This is a genomic window from Pleionea sp. WD8-19, assembly GCF_055326765.1.
In genome coordinates, this window is the sequence record NZ_JBUZOU010000004.1 from 193,978 (window position 1) to 213,801 (window position 19,824).

Sequence of the window (19,824 nt, forward strand, 5' to 3'; positions counted from 1 at the left end):
ATGTCTGATAAATTTGTTGCCATCTTAATGGGTTCCGACTCGGACCTACCTGTCATGCAAACCACCTTTGATACGCTGAAAAAACTGGGTGTATCTGTTGAAATGAAAATCACTTCTGCACATCGCACACCAGCTGCAACACACGCTTATGTGAAAGACGCAGAGCAACGTGGGTGCCAGCTTTTCATTTGTGCAGCAGGTTTAGCCGCGCATCTGGCGGGCTCTGTTGCCGGTTTAACGACTCGCCCGGTTATTGGTGTTCCAATGGAAGGCGGTCCGTTACGTGGTGAAGACGCGTTATTGTCTACCGTTCAAATGCCAGGCGGTATTCCGGTTGCAACGGTTGCGATTGGTAAGGCGGGCGCTAAAAACGCTGCTTACTTGGCAGCACAGATTCTGGCGTTGTCTGATTCAACCATTGATGAAACTGTACGTGCCGATCGTGAGGCCAATACTCAGGCCGTGATCCAAAAAGATAAAGAACTGCAGGCGAAGCTAAACGGCTAATTGTCGGGCGTTTGCCTTGTCATTACCAACCGTTTCGTCTTCTCATTGGCGGCTGAATCAAGCCGCCAATTATTTATCGAAAGGCGCTGTGATTGCTTACCCCACCGAAACGGTGTGGGGCTTCGGTTGTCTGCCGACCTACCCTGGTGCAATCACTCGCATTCTGCAAATAAAGGGTCGCAGTGCGGCGAAGGGATTGATCTTATTGGCCGCGGATCCGCAACAGTTGTCCGATTGGGTACAGCCCCTTTCGAGCAATGAGCAGCAACAATTACTAGCGCCGCAAATACGACCTACTACCTGGATTTTACCTACTCAAACATCGGCACCGGAGTTGATCACTGGAGGTCGAAACACGCTGGCTGCCCGATTTACTCAACATCCTTTATTGCAACAACTGTGTCGATTAGTTGGACCGATTGTATCGACCAGTGCGAATCGTTCTGGTAAACCGGTAGTACGCAACCGGTTGCAGTGTATTCGACAATTTCGCAATGAGTTGGATTGGATCATGCCAGGCTGTTGCGGGGCAAAAGCACAACCTTCTCGAATTATTGATTTTGTAACCGGACAAATATTGCGTGACTGAAATAAACAAGCAGGCGATTAAAAGTTACCTATTGCAACTGCAAGAGCAAATTTGTAGTGCCTTTGAAAAATTGCAACCAACCTCAACTTTTTATCAAGATAAGTGGCAGCGCCCCGAAGGTGGTGGTGGTCGCACGCGCGTTATGGAAGATGGCGAACTGATCGAAAAAGGGGGCGTGAATTTTTCTCATGTTACCGGCACTCAATTGCCGGCATCGGCGACTGCCGTTCGCCCCGAATTAACAGGTCGTGCTTTTGAAGCCATGGGTGTCTCTTTGGTGATTCATCCGCGAAACCCTTATGTACCCACTTCGCACATGAACGTGCGCTTTTTTATTGCAGAGAAGCCCGGTGAAGTACCGGTGTGGTGGTTTGGTGGCGGTTTTGATTTAACACCTTATTACGGATTTGATGAAGATTGTCAACATTGGCATCGTGTAGCGCAACAAGCCTGTGCCCCATTTGGTGAAGACATTTACCCGGAGTTTAAGCGGTGGTGCGATGACTATTTTTATATTAAACATCGCAATGAACCACGCGGAATTGGCGGATTATTTTTCGATGATCTCAATCGCTGGGACTTCGATACTAGTTTTGCTTTTATGCGTGCCGTAGGTGATAGCTATTTACCTGCTTATTTACCCATTGTTGAACGCCGATGTAACCATTCTTTTGGCGAGCGTGAAGTGGCATTTCAGCATTACCGGCGTGGTCGTTATGTCGAGTTCAATCTCGTGTACGACCGAGGAACCCTCTTCGGATTGCAAACAGGTGGCCGAACCGAATCGATTCTCATGTCGTTGCCCTCCAAAGTAAGTTGGCGTTATAACTGGCAGCCAGAAGTTGGGAGCGAAGAAGCCCGGCTTTATGATTATTTCTTACAATCGCGAAATTGGGTTTAGGCTTTTCCATCCCGTTGTCATATATACTGATAAACAGATCTATACGTTCAGGAGTATCTCGTGAGTGGATTTACCTTTGGCTTTTATCCGTCCAGTCGTAAACGTCGCAACCGCAGTGATGAGTTTGTGCGCCGACTGGTGGCTGAACATCGATTAAGCAGCAACGATTTAATTTATCCGGTGTTTGTATTGCCCGGCGAAAAGCAGCGTGAAGTCATTCCTTCGATGCCTGGGATTGAACGCCAATCGGTGGATGTTTTGTTGCAAGAAATTGAGTCTTTGCTGGAGCTCAGCGTTCCTGCCATTGCCTTGTTTCCAGTAATCGACGCCAGTGGGAAATCGCTACAGGCTGAAGAAGCCTACAATGATAAGGGCTTAGTGCAAAGCTGTGTTCGCGCCATCAAGCAACGCTTTCCGGAAATGGGTGTGATTACGGATATTGCACTTGATCCTTACACCAGTCACGGTCAGGACGGTGTGATCGATGAGCGTGGCTATGTATTGAACGATCAAACGGTCGAAATTTTGATCAAGCAGGCGTTATCGCATGCTGAAGCCGGTGCAGATATTGTTGCGCCTTCCGATATGATGGATGGTCGCATCGGGGCGATTCGCGAAGCTTTGGAAGTCGACGGCTGGGTGAATACCAAAATCTTGGCTTACTCGGCCAAATACGCTTCCGCATTTTATGGGCCGTTTCGAGATGCCGTTGGCAGCGCAGCCAACCTTGGAAAAGCGGACAAAAAGTCGTACCAAATGGATCCCGCGAATACCAACGAGGCAATGCATGAAATTGCGTTGGATATTGAGGAAGGAGCCGATATGGTCATGGTAAAACCGGGAATGCCTTACCTTGATATTATTGGTCGGGTAAAAGAGCAGTTTCAAGTGCCTGTGTTTGCCTATCAGGTGAGTGGGGAGTACGCCATGTTAAAAGCGGCCAGTCAGCAAGGATGGCTCGATGAACAAGCGGTAGTGATGGAAGCCATGACCTGTTTCAAGCGCGCAGGTACCGATGCCGTACTCACGTACTATGCCAAAGAAGTGGCGCGATGGCTTAAAAGCTGAACGGTAAAACTCGATTCCAATGCCTTTAACCAAATCTTAAGAGGATGTAACACAGCATTATTATGCCCCAAGAGCCCTCTGCCATTACCGACGAATTGGATTTTGATGCCAGTGCTGAAGAAATGAAAGCATTATCCAGCTATTTGGCAGATATCTCACCAGAGATCAAAAAGGGAGAAGTCGATCTCCACAATCCAGAACTTTACATCAATCGCGAATTGTCCTTTTTACAGTTTAATTGGAGAGTCTTGCAGCAGGCGCTTGACGAAGATTTACCGCTGCTTGAGCGCATTCGATTTATTTTTATATTCAGTAATAATCTTGATGAATTTTTTGAAGTTCGGGCGGCAACTTATGTGCATTGGGCGAATCATCATCCAGAAAGGTGCGGTCCCGACGGCTTATCACCACAACAGGTATTAGCTGAAATCAGCAAGACCTGTCATGAAATGGTGGAAGAACAGTACCGTATTTTCAATGAGGTATTGCTTCCTGAACTTTCTAAACAACACATTCATTTTCTACGTAGACGCCAATGGAATCGAAAACAGTCTGCGTGGATAAAAGATTTTTTTAAGAACGAAGTTGCACCTGTTATCAGCCCTATTGGATTGGATTTGGCACACCCCTTTCCACGTTTGATTAACAAGAGTTTGCATTTTATTGTTGCTCTGGATGGTAAAGATGCGTTTGGACGTGACAGCGGTTACGCCGTTGTACATATGCCACGCTCGTTGCCAAGAATTGTTCGATTACCGGATGAGATCAGTCATCCAGGTGAAAACTTCGTGTTCCTTTCAGCCATTATTCACGCCAACGCCGAAGAACTGTTTCCGGGAATGAAAGTAAAAGGGTGTTATCAATTTCGCTTAACACGAGACAGCGATTTATTTGTCGACGAAGAAGATATCGAAGACCTTGCAAAAGCGTTAAAACAAGAACTGCAAAGTCGCGACTTTGGTACATCGGTTAGGTTGGAGGTGGCCGATAACTGTCCGGATAAAATCGCTGGTTTTTTATTACAAAAATGCAACCTTACTGAGGCTGAACTTTACCGAGTTAATGGGCCAGTAAATTTGAATCGATTGCTTAGTTTGACAGACATGGTTGATCGACCGGACTTAAAATTTAAACCTTTTAAACCGGCAATACCAAAGTTATTGCGAGGAAAATCAGGTGATATATTTGAAGCGATAAAAGCGCAAGACATTGTTTTACACCACCCTTATGAAAGTTTTGAGCCGGTAGTTAATTTTATTCGTTCAGCGGCGAGTGATCCTGATGTGTTAGCAATCAAGCAGACGCTTTATCGAACGGGATCCAGTTCACCCATTGTTGAAGCGTTAATTGATGCTGCACGTTCTGGTAAAGAAGTGACGGCTGTTGTGGAACTGAGGGCTCGCTTCGATGAAAAAGCCAACATCGAATTGGCGAATAAATTACAAGATGCTGGCGCTTTGGTGGTGTACGGTGTGGTCGGTTATAAAACTCACGCCAAACTTTGTGTGGTAACGCGTAGAGAAAGGAAAAAGTTACGTCATTATGCACACTTGGGCACCGGCAATTATCATGCAGGCACGGCAAAATTATACACGGACTTGGGGCTGCTAACCGCAGACAAAAAATTATGTGAAGACGCTCAGCGCGTATTTTTACAATTGACCGGTATGGGGCGTGCGTACGATATGAACGAAATTCTTCAAGCGCCATTTACTTTGCAGAGTCAATTGTTTGAATTGATTGAACAGGAAATTGAAAATCATAAACAGGGCAAGCCTGCTTTTATTATGGCACGTATGAACTCCTTGACCGAAGCGAAGATGATTAAACAGCTTTATCATGCTTCTCAAGCGGGCGTGAAAGTCGAATTGTTGATTCGTGGGATTTGTTGTTTACGACCTGGCATACCGCATATTTCCGAAAACATTCGCGTGCGTTCAATTGTCGGGCGCTTTCTGGAACATTCACGTGTATTTTGCTTTTCTGCAAATGGGAAATTAAAAGTGTTTGCTTCCAGTGCCGATTGGATGGATCGTAATTTATACCATCGTGTCGAAACCTGTTTCCCTATTAAGGACTCGCGTTTGGCCAAACGGATTTATGAAGAAACCATCGAACTATATTTAAAGGACAATGCGCAAAGCTGGGAGTTGCACAGTGATGGCCGTTATATCAAGCTAAAGCCAGAACCCCATTCAACCGCGTTTCGTGCACAGAAACATTTGTTGGATAAAATCGCCGGTTAACAAATACACCAACTTTTTACAATCTCAGCGGTCTATGTTAAACATAGGACGTGTTGAAGTTTTAGGTGATCCAATGAAATTTGTAAAGTTGCTTCTTTTTATAAGCTTTGGTGTTTTGGTGAGTTGTGGCGGAGGTAGTAACAACAATAGTCCGCTGTCAGATGAGTCGGGAACTTGCAGTATTGCCGATCAAAATCAAAATTGGTTTGAATATTTACAAGATTGGTATTTGTGGTACGACGAATTACCGGCTTCCATTAACGCCAGCGCTTATGGTTCGGTCGCCGAAATGCTCAACGCCGTACGTTCAGACCAAGATCGATTTTCCTACGTCATCACTCGTGCTGAATATGAGGCTTTTTTTAGCAGCGGTAGTTTTTTTGGTTACGGCTTTAGCACGGATCGGGAAATGTTTAGTGATAGTTGGGTGATTCGCTATGTATTTAACGGCTCAGGAGCAGAAAATGCGGGTCTGATGCGCGGTGCGAAATTAACGATGATCAATGGCTACACCATTTCTGAAATTGAAAGTCAGAACCTGGATAGTGAAACAATATTCGGGCCAGATGAAGAGGGTTACACCATTGAAGTCACTTTTATAACGCCTTCCGGAGAAACGATTACCACAGATATGGTGAAAGGAACGGTAACCACCAATACTGTATTTGATACTCGAATTTTAGATACATCGGTTGGTAATGTCGGTTATCTTTCATTTCAACACGGATTTATAGAACCCTCTGAAGCTGAATTGAACGCGGCCTTTGCTACTCTGGCAGCCGGTAATCCTTCACAATTGATCCTGGATTTACGCTATAACGGTGGCGGTCGTATCAGTATTGCGACACAACTGGGTTCTTTGATTGGCGGAGACAACACCAATAACCAGGTGTTTGGTACCTTGCAATATAACGATAAGCAACAAGCCAGTAACATCACTTTCAATTTTGACGATTACGTTAATAAACTCGATATCAATCGCCTGATCGTTTTAACCACCGACAGTACTTGTTCTGCCAGTGAAATGATCATCAATGGTATCGATCCTTTTATTGATGTGGTTACCGTAGGCACCACCACTTGTGGTAAACCTATTGGAATGTCCCCGCAGGAGTATTGCGATATGGTTATGGCGGCCATTAATTTTAAAGTCGTGAACGCAGATGGATTTGGTGATTACTTCGATGGTATTAGTAGTCAGTGTGTTGTGAATGATTCAATCGTTGCTGATTGGGCGGATCTCGCTGATCCAATCTTTGCTGAAGGCGTTTATTTTGCGGAAAATGCCAGTTGCAGCATGAAAAGTATGAGCAAATTAGAAGCGTTAACACGACCTTTACACCGCGATGCTTACGATAAGGTACTTTTTGAACACTTACATTAATCTGCAATCGGAGTATTTAAACTTTAGGAAAGTTTGAGTTTATCCCGAATTTGAATCACGTAAAGGTGAACCTAAGTGTTCGCCCTTTTAAGGTTATTAATTCAATAAAACGATAAATCTAGCCCAACTTGTTTCAGGTAGTTTTGTTCCTGTATCAAATCGGCGTTCAATAAACTGTGTTCGTCCAGATAACCTTCTGGGAATGCAATGGTCATCGCTTCATCTTCAACCGTAATATTTAATTTAGGAGGTTGAAAATCGCGTCGACGATGATTCAGCACCACCGCTAATCGTAAGATGCGCGCCAGACGAATTAAGCGCATTTTTAAAAGCGTATCGTCAAAAATTTCGAATCTGTGTATGGGAAATTTACGTCGAAAACTGCGTACCAGCAGCGCGAGAATTTGTTGTTGCTGAACACTAAAACCATTGATGTCGGTGTTCAACAGTAAATACTCGCTATGTTTTTGTTGTTTACTAAAATTAATGCTCAGTCCAATTTCATGGCAGCGGGCAGACCAACTTAGCAACTGTCGGTAGTAATCCTTTTCTATTTCCCAAGACTGACACACTTTTTGCCAAAGCAGTAAAGCGTTTTGGTTTACGCGTCGCGCTTGATCAAAGTCGATATGATAACGAGAGAGCAACCCTTTGATTGCGCGCTCTTTAATATCAAAAGGTTTCTCAACTCCGGTCAATTCGTAAAGCAATCCTTCACGTAGCGCGGCCGGTGAAGTGCGCATGCGTTGAATTTTTAGCGCTTTGAAAATTGCAATTAAAATGGCTAGGCCAGCGGGCAGAATTTCACGCCGACTTTCTGCCAGACCATCGAGATTAATTTTCTCGATGCACTCCATTTCAATCAGTCGCTTTTTCAAACTTTGCAAACATTCGAGAGTGATTTCTTGGCTATCAAATTGGTTTTTCGCACAAATTTCCAATATTGACTCAATGGTTCCGGAAGTCCCTATGGTCAGTTGCCAACCTTCGCGTAAGTACAAATCCTGAATGGAAAACATTTCCAGTCGCGCTGCGGTAATGGCATTTTTAAAATTTTGTCGAGAAAGTTTACCATCGGGAAAATAACGTTTATTGTAAGAAATACAACCCATTTGCAAGCTATCGAGTAACATGGGCTCAAAGGCTTCACCAATGGCAAATTCAGTACTGCCTCCTCCGATATCGATCACCAATTGTTTTAAATTACTGTGTTGAAAATGGGCAACGCCTTCGTAAATTAAACGTGCTTCTTCGCGACCTGAAATGATCTCAATGGGATATCCTAATGCTGCTTGCGCTCGTAATAAAAATGGACGCACATTTTTTGCTTTACGCAAAGTGAAGGTTCCGACAGCGCGTACCTGATCGGCGTGCATCCCTTGAATGCGTTCGCGAAACTGCTGCAAGCACTCAATCGCTCTTAATTGCGATGCTTCATCGAGTTGATCGTTTACATCCAGTCCTTCGGCCAGTTTCACTTTTTCTTTTAGGCGACCAATAATTTGTAGGTTATTGTGTTGCAACCGCGCTAAGGATAAATGAAAGCTATTGGATCCCAAATCCACTGCAGCAATAACAGGCGACTCATTCATTTCTGACATAAAAAATTACGTATCAAAAATTATCTTTGTGCGACGAAGCCGGTTTGTTACGTCGGCTTGGACGATTAGGACGAGGTCGCACTTTGCGGAAGGGCTTTACTTGCGCCAGTAGGTCGCGGGAAATATCCTCCTTTGGGATCTCATGTTCTATGTATTGTTCGATTGCTGGCAAAGAGAAAGCACTGTCCTCACAGGCAAAAGAAATCGCATCTCCATCGGCTCCGGCTCGAGCGGTTCGTCCGATGCGATGAACATAGTCTTCAGCATCGTCAGGTAAGTCGTAATTAAAGACATGGGTGACATTATCGATGTGCAATCCACGGGCAGCTACATCCGTTGCGATCAATGCTGGAATTTCACCCGATTTAAATCGTTCCAGCAGTGCCATGCGTTTTTTCTGTGGTACATCACCCGTTAATAATCCCACTTTCCAATCATTGGCGCGTAACATGGAAAAAATAGTTTCCGCATCGCGCTTGGTATTCACAAAAATCATTGCTTTTTGCGGTTGGTGCTTGTTTAACAAGCCGAGTAACAATGACAACTTATCGGGATTGCTTGGGTAATAGAGTACTTCTCGCACTTTTTTTGCGGTAATTTGCTCTGGTTCAATTTGCACATGTTGCGGATTGTTCATGTGTTCGTACGCCAGCTCCTGGACGCGATGCGATAAGGTGGCAGAAAACAACATATTGAGCCGATCATCCGAAGGTGGCATACGCCGAAACAGGTATCGTATGTCGGCAATGAAGCCGAGATCGAACATCCGGTCGGCTTCGTCCAGTACCACGACATCAATAGCATCAAGACCGTAGACCTTTTGTTTGTAATAGTCGATCAATCGGCCGGTGGTGCCTATCAGGATATCCAAGCCATCAGTGAGCATTTGCCGCTGCTCATCGTAACCGGTGCCTCCGTAAACAGCGCCTACTTTCAAATCCGTGAAGCTGACCAGCTTTCTGGCATCTTCATAAATCTGTACTACCAACTCACGTGTTGGTGCCATTACCAGTACTCGTGGTTCGTTTTTAAGGCGATTCGGATCGGCTGGTAAGGTCAGTAACTCATCCAGTGCTGCCAGTAAGAATGCGATGGTTTTCCCGGTACCGGTTTGTGCTTGTCCTGCCACATCTTTCCCAGCTAGCGATAGGGGTAAACTGAGCGATTGGATTGGCGTACAGTGTGTGTAGTGAATTGCATCGAGTGCTTTGATCAGTCTGGGATCGAGCCCCATTTCTGCAAAAGTAATATCAGTTAAATGTTTGGCCATATATAATTCTTAGTTAGGAAACTCTCTCGAAAATTGCTTTGTGTCATTCGCTTTTCGAGGTAATAATTGAAAAATCAATCAGTTATCGAACGGTCTGAAGACAATAGATCTCAGTTTAATCGCGCTGAACCAATTTGCAAACCGATTGTTTTGATATCTGTCTTGAAATTTGTCAAACTGCCCTCACCTTGGGCATCATTAAGAGTGTCCTGACGAGTACTACAATCGATAATTGGTGTGATGTGAATAGTGTCATACATACCCGCCAGTGAACAGGGTGCAATGCTGGACCGATTACTGGTTATCGATTGTAGTATTCGTATTTCGAAGAATTCATAGGAGAAATTAGCAGATGAGCGACAAAATTGTCCACTTGAGTGACGATAGTTTTGAGTCCGAAGTTTTACAATCCGATGTTCCTGTCCTGGTGGATTATTGGGCAGAGTGGTGCGGCCCTTGCCGAATGATCGCACCGATTCTGGATGAGATCGCTTCTGAGTACGACGGTAAAGTAAAAATTGCTAAACTAAACATCGACGAAAACCGAATGACACCACCCAAATACGGCATTCGTGGCATTCCAACCCTGATGTTATTTAAAAATGGTGCAGCCGAAGCAACTCAGGTGGGTGCGGTTAACAAGTCTCAGCTGGTGGCATTTCTCGACTCCAACATTTGAATGTTATACGTATTTAGATTCTTAAAGCTGGCTTTTCAATCGCCAGCTTTAACCGCAAAGCTGGACAGCGGAAGAATTTAGTGCTAAGTTTTGGCTAGCTTTCCTGTGGGGCCTCCCAAGTACGACAATTCCAGGCTAAAGCATTCACCTTTTTAAACTATTTACAAAAACAATTATGTTCAGTCGCTTATTTTCTGAAATAAGCATCAATCCATTAATCTGTAACCATTCGAACCTATCCAATCATGAATTTAACGGAACTTAAACAAAAATCGGCGACGGAGCTTACCGCGCTCGCAGCCACCATGGGCCTAGATAACATGGCTCGTAATCGTAAACAGGACATCATCTTTTCTATTTTGAAAGCACACGCCAAATCGGGTGAAGACATTTTTGGCGATGGTGTTTTAGAAATCCTTCCTGATGGTTTCGGCTTTTTACGTAGTGCTGACTCCTCTTATCTGGCTGGTCCGGATGATATTTACGTGTCACCAAGTCAAATTCGCCGATTCAGTTTACGTACCGGCGATACGATTTCCGGCAAGATTCGCCCACCCAAAGACGGTGAACGTTATTTTGCGTTGCTAAAAGTCAATGAAATAAATTACGACAGCCCGGAAAACGCGCGTAACAAAATTCTGTTTGAAAACTTGACGCCTTTGCATCCGGAAGAACGCATGCGAATGGAGCGTGGCAACGGAAGCAGCGAAGATATAACCGCGCGAGTTATTGACTTGGCAGCACCGATTGGAAAAGGGCAACGGGCATTGGTTGTTTCTCCACCAAAAGCCGGTAAAACCATGATGCTGCAAAACATTGCGCAATCAATCACTGCCAATCATCCAGAATGTTCTTTGATCGTATTATTGATAGATGAACGTCCAGAAGAAGTAACGGAGATGCAGCGTTCGGTGCGCGGTGAAGTGATTGCCTCGACTTTTGATGAGCCTGCCAGTCGCCACGTACAGGTTGCTGAAATGGTCATTGAAAAAGCGAAGCGTCTGGTAGAGCACAAAAAAGACGTGGTGATTTTGCTTGATTCAATCACTCGCTTGGCTCGAGCCTACAATACGGTGATTCCCTCTTCCGGCAAAGTATTAACCGGTGGTGTTGATGCCAATGCGTTACAACGTCCCAAACGATTCTTTGGTGCGGCGCGTAATATCGAAGAAGGTGGTAGTCTGACCATTATTGCTACCGCTTTGATAGACACCGGCTCGAAAATGGATGAAGTGATTTTTGAAGAATTTAAAGGTACCGGTAACATGGAATTGCACCTGGACCGAAAAATCTCTGAAAAGCGAGTGTTTCCGGCCATCAATATTAACCGCTCCGGCACGCGTAAAGAAGATCTGTTGACTTCGCCCGATGAGCTACAAAAAATGTGGATTTTGCGCAAAATTGTACACCCGATGCAGGAAATTGAAGCCATGGAGTTTTTGGTGGACAAGTTAGCACTGACTAAAACCAACGACGAGTTCTTTGAATCCATGAAGCGCTGATATGCGCTTCCTATTGATTTAAGTCTCGCCAGGTGGATAGCAAGGTGGCGATGAAATACCGCGACTTACGAGATTTTGTGCAGCAACTGGAAAACTTGGGTGAGCTGAAGCGCATTCCTCAGGAAATTGATCCTTACCTAGAAATGACCGAAATCGCCGATCGTACGTTACGTGCTGGCGGCCCTGCTCTGTTGTTTGAAAACCCTAAAGGCAGTGACATTCCTGTACTGGCCAACTTGTTTGGCACCACACGCCGTGTTGCTTTAGGAATGGGACAGGAAAACGTCTCGGCATTAAGAGAAGTTGGCGAACTGCTGGCGTTTTTAAAAGAACCCGAACCGCCTGCCGGATTAAAGGAAGCTTGGTCCCAATTACCTATTTTCAAGCAGGTGCTGAATATGGCGCCGAAAACTATTAAAAAGGCCCCGTGTCAGCAGCGGGTATGGGAAAGCGACGATGTCGATTTGAGCCGACTTCCTATTCAAACTTGCTGGCCAGAGGATGCGGCGCCATTGATCACCTGGGGATTGGTGATCACCAAAGGCCCCAATAAAGCACGACAAAATCTGGGTATTTATCGGCAACAAGTGATTGGTAAAAACCGTTTAATTATGCGATGGCTTTCTCATCGTGGTGGTGCTCTGGATTTCAAAGAGTGGCAACAGCAGCATCCGGGTGAGCCTTTTCCGGTGTCGGTTGCGCTGGGGGCCGATCCGGCGACCATACTTGGTGCGGTAACACCCGTACCGGATACCCTCAGTGAATACGCCTTTGCCGGGCTATTGCGTGGTTCGAAAACCGAGCTGGTTAAATCCATTGGCAATGACTTGCAAGTACCTGCGTCGGCCGAAATCGTTCTTGAAGGCGTGATCCACCCAGACGATACAGCACCGGAAGGTCCATTCGGAGATCATACAGGGTATTATAATGAGGTGGATGAGTTTCCGGTGTTCACTGTGGAGCGCATAACCTTACGTGACAACCCCGTCTACCACAGTACTTACACTGGGCGACCGCCCGATGAGCCGGCAATATTGGGGGTTGCTCTTAATGAAGTTTTTGTGCCTATATTAAAAAAGCAGTTTCCGGAAATTGTCGATTTTTACCTGCCGCCGGAGGGCTGTTCTTATCGCATGGCCATTGTGACCATGAAAAAGCAATATCCGGGTCATGCCAAACGCGTGATGTTGGGGGTATGGTCTTTTTTGCGGCAATTTATGTACACTAAGTTTGTACTTGTGACCGATGATGATGTTAATGCCCGCGATTGGCAGGATGTGATTTGGGCATTGACCACTCGCGTGGATCCGACGCGCGATACGACTCTTATTGACAATACGCCTATCGATTACCTGGACTTTGCATCGCCAGTTTCAGGACTTGGCTCAAAAATGGGCATCGATGCTACCAACAAATGGCCCGGGGAAACGGATCGGGAATGGGGACGTGTCATCACCATGGACGAGGATGTGAAACAACGCGTTGATCAAATCTGGGATCAACTGAAAATTCTGGAGTAATCGTGCAAGAAGTATTTTGTCAGGTCGATGATATCCGTTTGATGGGTAAAGATGTTTATCGGGTGAAGCTGGTTTCAGAACAATTGTCCAAAGTGGACTATCATGGTGGGCAGTATTTAACGCTACAAGTTGAAGGCGGACGCTGGATTCCCTTTTCCATTGGTAATGCGCCCCAGGAGAAGTCGCATCTGGAACTGCACATTCGACTGATTCCGGGTCATCAGTTGGCCGAAGATATACTCAGCAAATTAAAAAATACTGGTAAAGCACACATACAATTACCCATGGGCCATTGTGTTTTACGGGATGGAAATCGACCGGTTGTGTTCATTGTCGGTGGTACTGGGTTTTCTCCCATCAAGGCTATGCTTGAGTCGGCTTTTGCGGAGCACGAAACACGAGACTTACATCTGTTTTGGGGAGCGCAAACCGCAGAAGACTTTTATTTAATTGCGTTACCGGAAAAGTGGCAGAAATTACATAACAACTTTCATTTTTCCCCTGTTGTTTCTGGCGAAGATAAAAAATGGCAAGGCGCAACCGGATTAGTTCATCGAGCGGCGATCGAGCAACTTACCGATCTTTCAAATTGTGATATTTACATTTCCGGCTCAGAAGCTATGGTGATGGCGGTTTATCAGGATTTAATAGCCGTGGGTGTACCTAAGCAGCAGATTTTTTCTGATATGTTGGATATCAAACGAGAGATGGGTGAAGATATTTAATCGGTTTCGGTAAGTAAAAAGGCGCGACTCGCGCCTTTTTTCGCTTAGTAACAGTGATTGTTTCACGTCACAATAGGTAACGCTTCAAAATTTCGTGATACTTCCCATTATTTTTAATCGACTTCAGTGCTTCATTAAAGCGGGTCACAGTTGTGTGATCTACGGACTTCATGCTGAACATCAAGTGTACATCGCCGCTGTGAATGGTGATTGGCAACTGTTCGATTTGATCGCTGATGCCCTTGCGCTTCAAGTTGTAAGCACCGACAAAAGGGTCTTCAATGATCACATCAACATTATGTTGCATAAGATTAAAATAGTTGGCTTCACCCACTGAAGACTGTACAAACTGACCAGCGTATTGATCGGAATCTTGAAGCTCCGAAACCTGATCGCCGTATATATAGTCGGTCGTTACTCCGATTTTTTTGCCACTGTTCAGAATGTCTTTAACGCTGTTTTGAAACTTGTCTTTCTCACCACTGCGAACATAAAGAACGAATGACTCTGATCGATAGGGTTCGGAAAAAAGCGCATACTCTTTTCGTTTTTCCGTGATTGAAGCGCCTGCAACTAAGTCTACCTCACCATTTTCTACTTTACGCAACAAATTCATCCAGTCATCCTGGATAAAATCCAATTTGCAGTTGGCTGCATCGGCTAATGCTTGAATAATTTCAATGTCCAGACCCGAAACCGTATTCCCGGGTGTGAGGTACATGTAAGGCTCCCAAGGATCCCACCCCATATTGACTTGGCAGCTGGGTGCCGCCTTTTCTGCAGCTTGTTTGGTTGGCTTTTGTTGCTGCTGTTGTTGAGGTGGTTCACTGCAAGCGACCAAGATCAGCAAGAGTCCAATCCAACAACTCACGGATGCTTTCATCATCGTACTTTCCTCTTCTGAGAATATCTTTGTTATTCTGTTAAGCGATTAAAAAGGCACTTATCGTTAAGTGTAGTTGATTTTGGAGCAGGGTCATGAGATTTCAGAAAAACAAATCTTCACGTCATCTTCCTATTGAAAGGTTGTTTGAAAGATTGAGCTTTTTTGGATTTTGGGCAAGGTGCTGTTAATTTATAGAAAGGTAAAAAGTGATGGTATGCATCATAAAAAAAGCGCCAGTAGGCGCTTTTTTTTAAAAGACAAGGATAGTAATGGCCTAGGCTAAAATGGAGCTCTTCAATTTTTTAATCGCATTTTTTTCCAGTTGTCGTACTCGCTCAGCAGAAACGGAATACTTGTCGGCCAACTCTTGTAGCGTCGCTTTTTCTTCATCAAGCCAACGACGTTTTAATATGTCTTGACTGCGTTCGTCTAACTGAGCCATGGCATCAACCAGTTTGGCTTCATGGTGGCTCTGCCAGTCGTTGTGTTCATACGCTTGCGCCGGATCCATGGAGTGATCTTCCAGAAACTGCGCTGGAGCAAAGTTGCTCTCATCATCATCGCCAACTGGCGCATCAAAAGCCATGTCGCGGGCATTCAGGCGCCCTTCCATACGGCGCACTTCGGTTTCACTGACGCCCAGATCTTTAGCTACGGCGGCAACCTCATCGTTAGTGAACCAGCCAAGACGATGTTTGGCTCCACGTAAGTTAAAGAAGAGCTTTCGTTGGGCCTTGGTGGTTGCCACTTTTACAATACGCCAGTTGCGCAATACAAACTCGTGAATTTCTGCTTTGATCCAATGAACGGCGAAGGAAATCAATCGTACGCCAACGCTGGGATCGAATCGCTTAACCGCCTTCATCAGCCCGACATTACCTTCCTGAATTAAGTCGGCTTGAGGTAAACCGTAGCCGTTGTAACTCCGGGCTATATGCACCACAAAACGCAAATGAGAAAGGATCAGTTGACGCGCGGCTTCCAGATCTTCGTCTTCGCGGAAACGCCGAGCCAGTTCCTTTTCTTCGTCAGCAGTCAATACCGGAACAGCGTTGACGGCGTGAATGTAGGCGTCAATGCTCCCCTGGGGTACCGAAAGTGTTAATGCTGTTGAAAGCTGTGTGTTCATAAATCTCCTGAAACCTATGTATACCGCTAAATGGACAGGTTTGGCGGCTAATCTTAGCACCCTTCTTGATGGAATGCCATTGTTTAGCAGTCTAGTCTATAGAGTGCTAAATCTATAAAAAGTTTCACTCATCCGAGCAGTTTTGCTGTGTCGCAATGAACTCGCTCATTGATTTGTCGAAGACCGATCCTGCGGGTATTTTCCGTGAGATCAAGGGCTTGAAATACCTGGTAACATTATTAAGTCGAAATTTTGCGAAGAAGTGGCTTTCAGGTGGGTTCAATATCGCGAATATGACGACCGACAGAAAGCCAAGAACCAAGTAACCCGAGTGACGTCGCTATGGCTATAAGTTGAATAACTTCGGATAAACCCAGTCCCGAAAGCTGAAACTGACTTTGGTACAGTCCGGCCAAATTACGCACGGGATCTTTCAGCCAGAATACGCTACTGTTGACCAGAATCCAGGACAATACCCCGGCAAAAATGCCGTACCAAAGCCCACTGTATAGAAATGGACGCCGGATGAAGGCATCGGTAGCCCCCACCAGCTTGATAATTTGGATCTCTTCGCGCTTGTTTTGAATTGCCAGTCGAATCGTATTGCCAATGATTAACAACACAGCTATGCCCAACAATAAGCCCAGCGCTGATACCGCCCGTTCAGCAATCGCCATCATGGAATAAAGTTTACGAACCCATTGCAGATCCAGCTGTGCCAGTTCTACTTCGGGAAGTGCTTGCAATTCGGCCTGGAGTTCGGCGGAAGCTTCCGGCGTGCTGAAGCTGCTGGTCGGCGTAACAACTAAAGTGTCCGGTAATGGATTATCGTCCAGGTAAGAAAGCGCATCGCCAAAGCCCGATAGTTCACGAAATTCGGTCAGTCCTTGTTCTTTGGTGACGAACTCGACTTGGGCAACTTTAGGTGATTTCGTTAATTGATTTTGCAGAGCAAGTGCTTGCTGGCCGTTGATATTAGCGTGTAAGTAAAGCGAAATTTGGGTGGCATTATCCCAGCTACTGGAAACATTTTGCGCATTCTTTAAAAACACATGAAATCCGGCTGGTAATGCCAGTGCAATGGCCAATACGGCGATGGTCATCAGGCTGGATAACGGTGTACGAAAAATTTCACCAATGCCTTTGCGACATTCCACTCCGTGTTGACGCAACCCCATTTTAAGACGAGAACCAAGGGTGCTCCCACGCGATTTTTCTGCGCCTTTGGGAGAGTTAATGTCGGTTTGACTCATCAGACGGGCTCTCCTGTTTGTTCCGGTTGCTGCAATCCATCGTGGATCAACTGGCCCTCTTTCAAGGTCATTACCCGATAGGGTAATCGAGCAATCAAACCCAGATCGTGCGAAGCAATGAGTACACTGACCCCCACTTGATTGAATTGTTCGAACAAAGCCATGATTTCAGCGGATAATTCCGGATCCAAGTTACCGGTAGGCTCATCGGCCAGCAGCAATGGCGGTTTGTTCACCACCGCTCGAGCGATACCAACACGTTGCTGCTCACCCCCAGAAAGCATGATCGGATAGAGTTTTTCTTTTGACAGTAAGCCGACTTTGTCTAACGCGGCGCGTACGCGACGACCGATTTCTTTATGCGGATGCCCAGCAATCACTAATGGTAAAGCGACATTATCGAATACGGTGCGATCAAACAATAACCGGTGATCCTGAAAAATCATGCCGATATTGCGACGAACAAAGGGGATTTTCCGGCGGCCAATTCGACCAACATTGCGGCTATCAATGATCACCTGACCGGAGGTGGGCTTTTCCATTACGCAAATCAGTTTCAGTAAGGTACTTTTACCAGCACCGGAGTGACCGGTGAGGAACGACATTTCACCGCTTCCTAGATTGAAGGTCACGTTGCGCAATGCTTCGTGTCCGTTAGGATAACGCTTCGAAACCTCGTTAAATTGGATCATAGACAGTCGCTGTTATTTTTATTGTTAAAGGTTGGTTTTATTCGTTGCGAGCGAACAGGGCTTCGATAAACTCTTCCGCATCGAAAGGTCGCAAATCGTGCAAACCCTCGCCTACGCCAATAAAGCGAATGGACAGCTTCATTTTTTTGGCTAAGGCAAAGACTACACCACCTTTGGCAGTACCGTCGAGCTTGGTCAGGGTGATGCCGGTTAAACCGACGGCTTGATGGAATTGTTCCGCCTGGTTGAGTGCGTTTTGGCCAGTTCCCGCGTCTACCACTAACATCACTTCGTGCGGTGCACTGGCATCGAGCTTTTGCATGACGCGCTTAACTTTGGTCAATTCGTCCATCAGATTGTTTTTGGTATGCAGTCGACCGGCAGTATCGGCGATCAACACGTCCACATTTTTCGACTGCGCGGACTGCAGGGCATCAAAAATAACGGAAGCGGAATCGGCCCCTTCGTGTTGCGCCACCACCGGAATTTGGTTGCGTTGTCCCCACACCTGCAATTGTTCAACCGCAGCCGCACGGAAGGTATCTCCGGCGGCCAGCATCACCGACAACCCCTGATTTTTCAACTGTTGTGCCAGTTTGCCAATGGTGGTGGTTTTTCCGACACCATTGACGCCAACTATTAAGATCACAAAAGGTTGATGTTTATGGGTATCGATGGTGAGCGGTTCGGCGACTGGGCTGATCATATCGCTGAGCAATTCGCGTAATCGTGCCATTAAGCTGTCGGCGTCTTTCAGCTCTTTGCGTGCCGTGCGTTCGGTTAAATCGTTGATGATTTCAGCGGTGGCTTCAACACCTACATCCGACATGAGCAGTTGTGTTTCGATTTCTTCCAGCAGATCATCATCGATGGTTTTTTGACCCAGTATCAGGCTGGCAATGCCCTCGGCAAAATTACTGCGCGTTTTGCTGAGTCCACTTTTTAAGCGGGTAAAAAAGCCCTTGTTCTCACTCGCTCCAGGTTTGTGCTGAGTCTCTTCGACTTGTGGTGTCTCATCAATTTGCGGTATGGCTTCGGGTTGATCAGCCTTAATTTCAACCTCGCTTTCGCTTTCGCCTTCGATCGATTGAGCAGCTCCACTAGCTTCCGGTTCGGCATCTTGTGGCTTGCGTTTAAACCAGCCGAACAGACCGCCGGATTTCTTGTTTGTGGTAGAATTCTTTTTGTCTGACATCAGGGAATACTTGGTGACTAAAAAGCAGGCGCTATCCTAACATTTTAAGCCTTAAAGCCATAGTGAGATCTTGCCATGATCCATCAAACACAACGTCGACCCAGTCGTGGGTCTAAAATTGGATATGTCCGAATTATTGGTGGGCGTTGGAAGGGTCGCCGCATCAAGTTCACTGAGGTGGCTGGATTGCGTCCGACGTTGGATCGCGTTCGTGAAACCCTGTTTAACTGGTTAATGCACGACATTCATGGCGCGCGTTGCCTCGACTTGTTTGCTGGGAGTGCGGCTTTGGGAATTGAAGCGCTGTCACGTGGCGCGAAAGAAGTGGTGTTTGTTGAGAAGAATAAAAAAGCAGCGGATCACATTCACACGAACCTGGCTGAGCTGCAATTTGATAATTTTAAGGTGTTTAACACCAGCGCCGAAGTGGTGTTTAAAAAAAATGAAAGTCCCTACGATATTATTTTTGTTGATCCGCCTTTTTACCAAGAATACCTGGAATCTACTTTGCAAAGTTTGAATAATGAACGCTTCGTGAAGCCGGGCACATTAGTTTATATAGAACGTGAAAAGCATTCCGATGCTGTTGAGTTTCCCGAAGGGTGGGACAAGTTAAAGGAAAAGCAGGTTGGTGGCTTAGCGTTTTATCTGTTTGAAGTCACGGGATAACATTTACT

General features: G+C 45.7%; 18 protein-coding genes. 11 read left to right on the forward strand and 7 right to left on the reverse strand.

What is annotated here, in order from left to right; all coding sequences use genetic code 11:
* The 6 genes from purE to ACTUJY_RS06785 all read left to right on the forward strand — a co-directional run bounded on the left by purE (window position 1) and on the right by ACTUJY_RS06785 (window position 6,695).
* A complete protein-coding gene (gene purE, locus ACTUJY_RS06760) occupies window positions 1–507 on the forward strand; it encodes a 5-(carboxyamino)imidazole ribonucleotide mutase (protein ID WP_463615305.1) in 507 nt (168 codons plus the stop codon).
* A 16-nt stretch (window positions 508–523) separates the two neighbouring features.
* A complete protein-coding gene (locus tag ACTUJY_RS06765) occupies window positions 524–1,096 on the forward strand; it encodes an L-threonylcarbamoyladenylate synthase (RefSeq protein WP_463615306.1) in 573 nt (190 codons plus the stop codon).
* The gene (gene hemF, locus ACTUJY_RS06770) at window positions 1,089–1,997 is read left to right on the forward strand and encodes an oxygen-dependent coproporphyrinogen oxidase (protein ID WP_463615307.1); all 909 of its coding nucleotides are present in this window, start codon (window positions 1,089–1,091) and stop codon (window positions 1,995–1,997) included. Before ACTUJY_RS06765 ends, hemF begins: the two co-directional genes overlap by 8 nt.
* A gap of 60 nt (window positions 1,998–2,057) precedes the next feature.
* Window positions 2,058–3,065 (forward strand): porphobilinogen synthase, encoded by a 1,008-nt coding sequence (gene hemB, locus ACTUJY_RS06775; RefSeq protein WP_463615308.1) that lies wholly within the window; start codon window positions 2,058–2,060, stop codon window positions 3,063–3,065.
* A gap of 62 nt (window positions 3,066–3,127) precedes the next feature.
* Window positions 3,128–5,311, forward strand: coding sequence for a polyphosphate kinase 1 (gene ppk1 / locus ACTUJY_RS06780; RefSeq protein WP_463615309.1), 2,184 nt, complete (start codon window positions 3,128–3,130; stop codon window positions 5,309–5,311).
* Window positions 5,312–5,384: 73 nt separating this feature from the next.
* Window positions 5,385–6,695 (forward strand): S41 family peptidase, encoded by a 1,311-nt coding sequence (locus ACTUJY_RS06785; RefSeq protein ID WP_463615310.1) that lies wholly within the window; start codon window positions 5,385–5,387, stop codon window positions 6,693–6,695.
* Between the two features lie 101 nt (window positions 6,696–6,796).
* Here the strand turns inward: ACTUJY_RS06785 and ppx are convergent, their stop codons facing one another.
* Both ppx and rhlB read right to left on the reverse strand, forming a co-directional pair.
* A complete protein-coding gene (gene ppx, locus ACTUJY_RS06790; protein ID WP_463615311.1) occupies window positions 6,797–8,296 on the reverse strand; it encodes an exopolyphosphatase in 1,500 nt (499 codons plus the stop codon).
* A 13-nt stretch (window positions 8,297–8,309) separates the two neighbouring features.
* Window positions 8,310–9,566, reverse strand: a complete 1,257-nt coding sequence (gene rhlB, locus ACTUJY_RS06795) for an ATP-dependent RNA helicase RhlB (protein WP_463615312.1) — start codon at window positions 9,564–9,566, stop codon at window positions 8,310–8,312.
* Window positions 9,567–9,918: 352 nt separating this feature from the next.
* On the opposite strand from rhlB, the gene trxA reads away from it, so the two are divergent.
* From trxA to ACTUJY_RS06815, 4 genes are all read left to right on the forward strand, one after another.
* Window positions 9,919–10,245 (forward strand): thioredoxin TrxA, encoded by a 327-nt coding sequence (trxA, locus tag ACTUJY_RS06800; RefSeq protein ID WP_463615313.1) that lies wholly within the window; start codon window positions 9,919–9,921, stop codon window positions 10,243–10,245.
* Window positions 10,246–10,490: 245 nt separating this feature from the next.
* Window positions 10,491–11,747 (forward strand): transcription termination factor Rho, encoded by a 1,257-nt coding sequence (gene rho / locus ACTUJY_RS06805; RefSeq protein ID WP_463615314.1) that lies wholly within the window; start codon window positions 10,491–10,493, stop codon window positions 11,745–11,747.
* A 50-nt stretch (window positions 11,748–11,797) separates the two neighbouring features.
* Window positions 11,798–13,267 (forward strand): 4-hydroxy-3-polyprenylbenzoate decarboxylase, encoded by a 1,470-nt coding sequence (ubiD, locus tag ACTUJY_RS06810; protein ID WP_463615315.1) that lies wholly within the window; start codon window positions 11,798–11,800, stop codon window positions 13,265–13,267.
* Between the two features lie 2 nt (window positions 13,268–13,269).
* Entirely contained in the window at window positions 13,270–13,992 is a 723-nt protein-coding gene (locus ACTUJY_RS06815) for an NAD(P)H-flavin reductase (RefSeq protein WP_463615316.1), read from the forward strand.
* A 67-nt stretch (window positions 13,993–14,059) separates the two neighbouring features.
* On the opposite strand, the gene ACTUJY_RS06820 is transcribed toward ACTUJY_RS06815, so the two are convergent.
* From ACTUJY_RS06820 to ftsY, 5 genes are all read right to left on the reverse strand, one after another.
* The gene (locus ACTUJY_RS06820; RefSeq protein WP_463615317.1) at window positions 14,060–14,878 is read right to left on the reverse strand and encodes a substrate-binding periplasmic protein; all 819 of its coding nucleotides are present in this window, start codon (window positions 14,876–14,878) and stop codon (window positions 14,060–14,062) included.
* Window positions 14,879–15,152: 274 nt separating this feature from the next.
* Window positions 15,153–16,007 carry an RNA polymerase sigma factor RpoH gene (rpoH, locus tag ACTUJY_RS06825; RefSeq protein WP_463615318.1) on the reverse strand — a complete coding sequence of 285 codons (855 nt, stop codon included), beginning with the start codon at window positions 16,005–16,007 and terminating at the stop codon, window positions 15,153–15,155.
* 269 nt (window positions 16,008–16,276) lie between these two features.
* Complete coding sequence (gene ftsX / locus ACTUJY_RS06830) at window positions 16,277–17,260, reverse strand: permease-like cell division protein FtsX (protein WP_463615319.1); 984 nt, start codon at window positions 17,258–17,260, stop codon at window positions 16,277–16,279.
* On the reverse strand, window positions 17,260–17,952 hold the full coding sequence (gene ftsE, locus ACTUJY_RS06835) for a cell division ATP-binding protein FtsE (RefSeq protein ID WP_463615320.1): 693 nt from the start codon (window positions 17,950–17,952) through the stop codon (window positions 17,260–17,262). The genes ftsX and ftsE overlap by 1 nt, the downstream gene beginning before the upstream one ends.
* 37 nt (window positions 17,953–17,989) lie before the next feature.
* Window positions 17,990–19,147 (reverse strand): signal recognition particle-docking protein FtsY, encoded by a 1,158-nt coding sequence (gene ftsY / locus ACTUJY_RS06840; protein ID WP_463615321.1) that lies wholly within the window; start codon window positions 19,145–19,147, stop codon window positions 17,990–17,992.
* Window positions 19,148–19,222: 75 nt separating this feature from the next.
* Between ftsY and rsmD the strand changes: the two genes are divergently transcribed.
* Window positions 19,223–19,816, forward strand: a complete 594-nt coding sequence (gene rsmD / locus ACTUJY_RS06845) for a 16S rRNA (guanine(966)-N(2))-methyltransferase RsmD (protein ID WP_463615322.1) — start codon at window positions 19,223–19,225, stop codon at window positions 19,814–19,816.
* The last annotated feature ends 8 nt before the right edge of the window (window positions 19,817–19,824 follow it).

Bases quoted from the DNA above. Each gene is read 5' to 3' on its own strand.
- ubiD (WP_463615315.1), top strand. From the start codon at position 11,798: ATGAAATACCGCGACTTACGAGATTTTGTGCAGCAACTGGAAAACTTG.
- rsmD (WP_463615322.1), top strand. From the start codon at position 19,223: ATGATCCATCAAACACAACGTCGACCCAGTCGTGGGTCTAAAATTGGA.
- ftsY (WP_463615321.1), bottom strand. From the start codon at position 19,147: ATGTCAGACAAAAAGAATTCTACCACAAACAAGAAATCCGGCGGTCTG.
- ftsX (WP_463615319.1), bottom strand. From the start codon at position 17,260: ATGAGTCAAACCGACATTAACTCTCCCAAAGGCGCAGAAAAATCGCGT.
- ppk1 (WP_463615309.1), top strand. From the start codon at position 3,128: ATGCCCCAAGAGCCCTCTGCCATTACCGACGAATTGGATTTTGATGCC.
- ppx (WP_463615311.1), bottom strand. From the start codon at position 8,296: ATGTCAGAAATGAATGAGTCGCCTGTTATTGCTGCAGTGGATTTGGGA.
- ftsE (WP_463615320.1), bottom strand. From the start codon at position 17,952: ATGATCCAATTTAACGAGGTTTCGAAGCGTTATCCTAACGGACACGAA.
- trxA (WP_463615313.1), top strand. From the start codon at position 9,919: ATGAGCGACAAAATTGTCCACTTGAGTGACGATAGTTTTGAGTCCGAA.
- ACTUJY_RS06820 (WP_463615317.1), bottom strand. From the start codon at position 14,878: ATGATGAAAGCATCCGTGAGTTGTTGGATTGGACTCTTGCTGATCTTG.
- purE (WP_463615305.1), top strand. From the start codon at position 1: ATGTCTGATAAATTTGTTGCCATCTTAATGGGTTCCGACTCGGACCTA.
- rpoH (WP_463615318.1), bottom strand. From the start codon at position 16,007: ATGAACACACAGCTTTCAACAGCATTAACACTTTCGGTACCCCAGGGG.
- rhlB (WP_463615312.1), bottom strand. From the start codon at position 9,566: ATGGCCAAACATTTAACTGATATTACTTTTGCAGAAATGGGGCTCGAT.
- rho (WP_463615314.1), top strand. From the start codon at position 10,491: ATGAATTTAACGGAACTTAAACAAAAATCGGCGACGGAGCTTACCGCG.
- ACTUJY_RS06785 (WP_463615310.1), top strand. From the start codon at position 5,385: ATGAAATTTGTAAAGTTGCTTCTTTTTATAAGCTTTGGTGTTTTGGTG.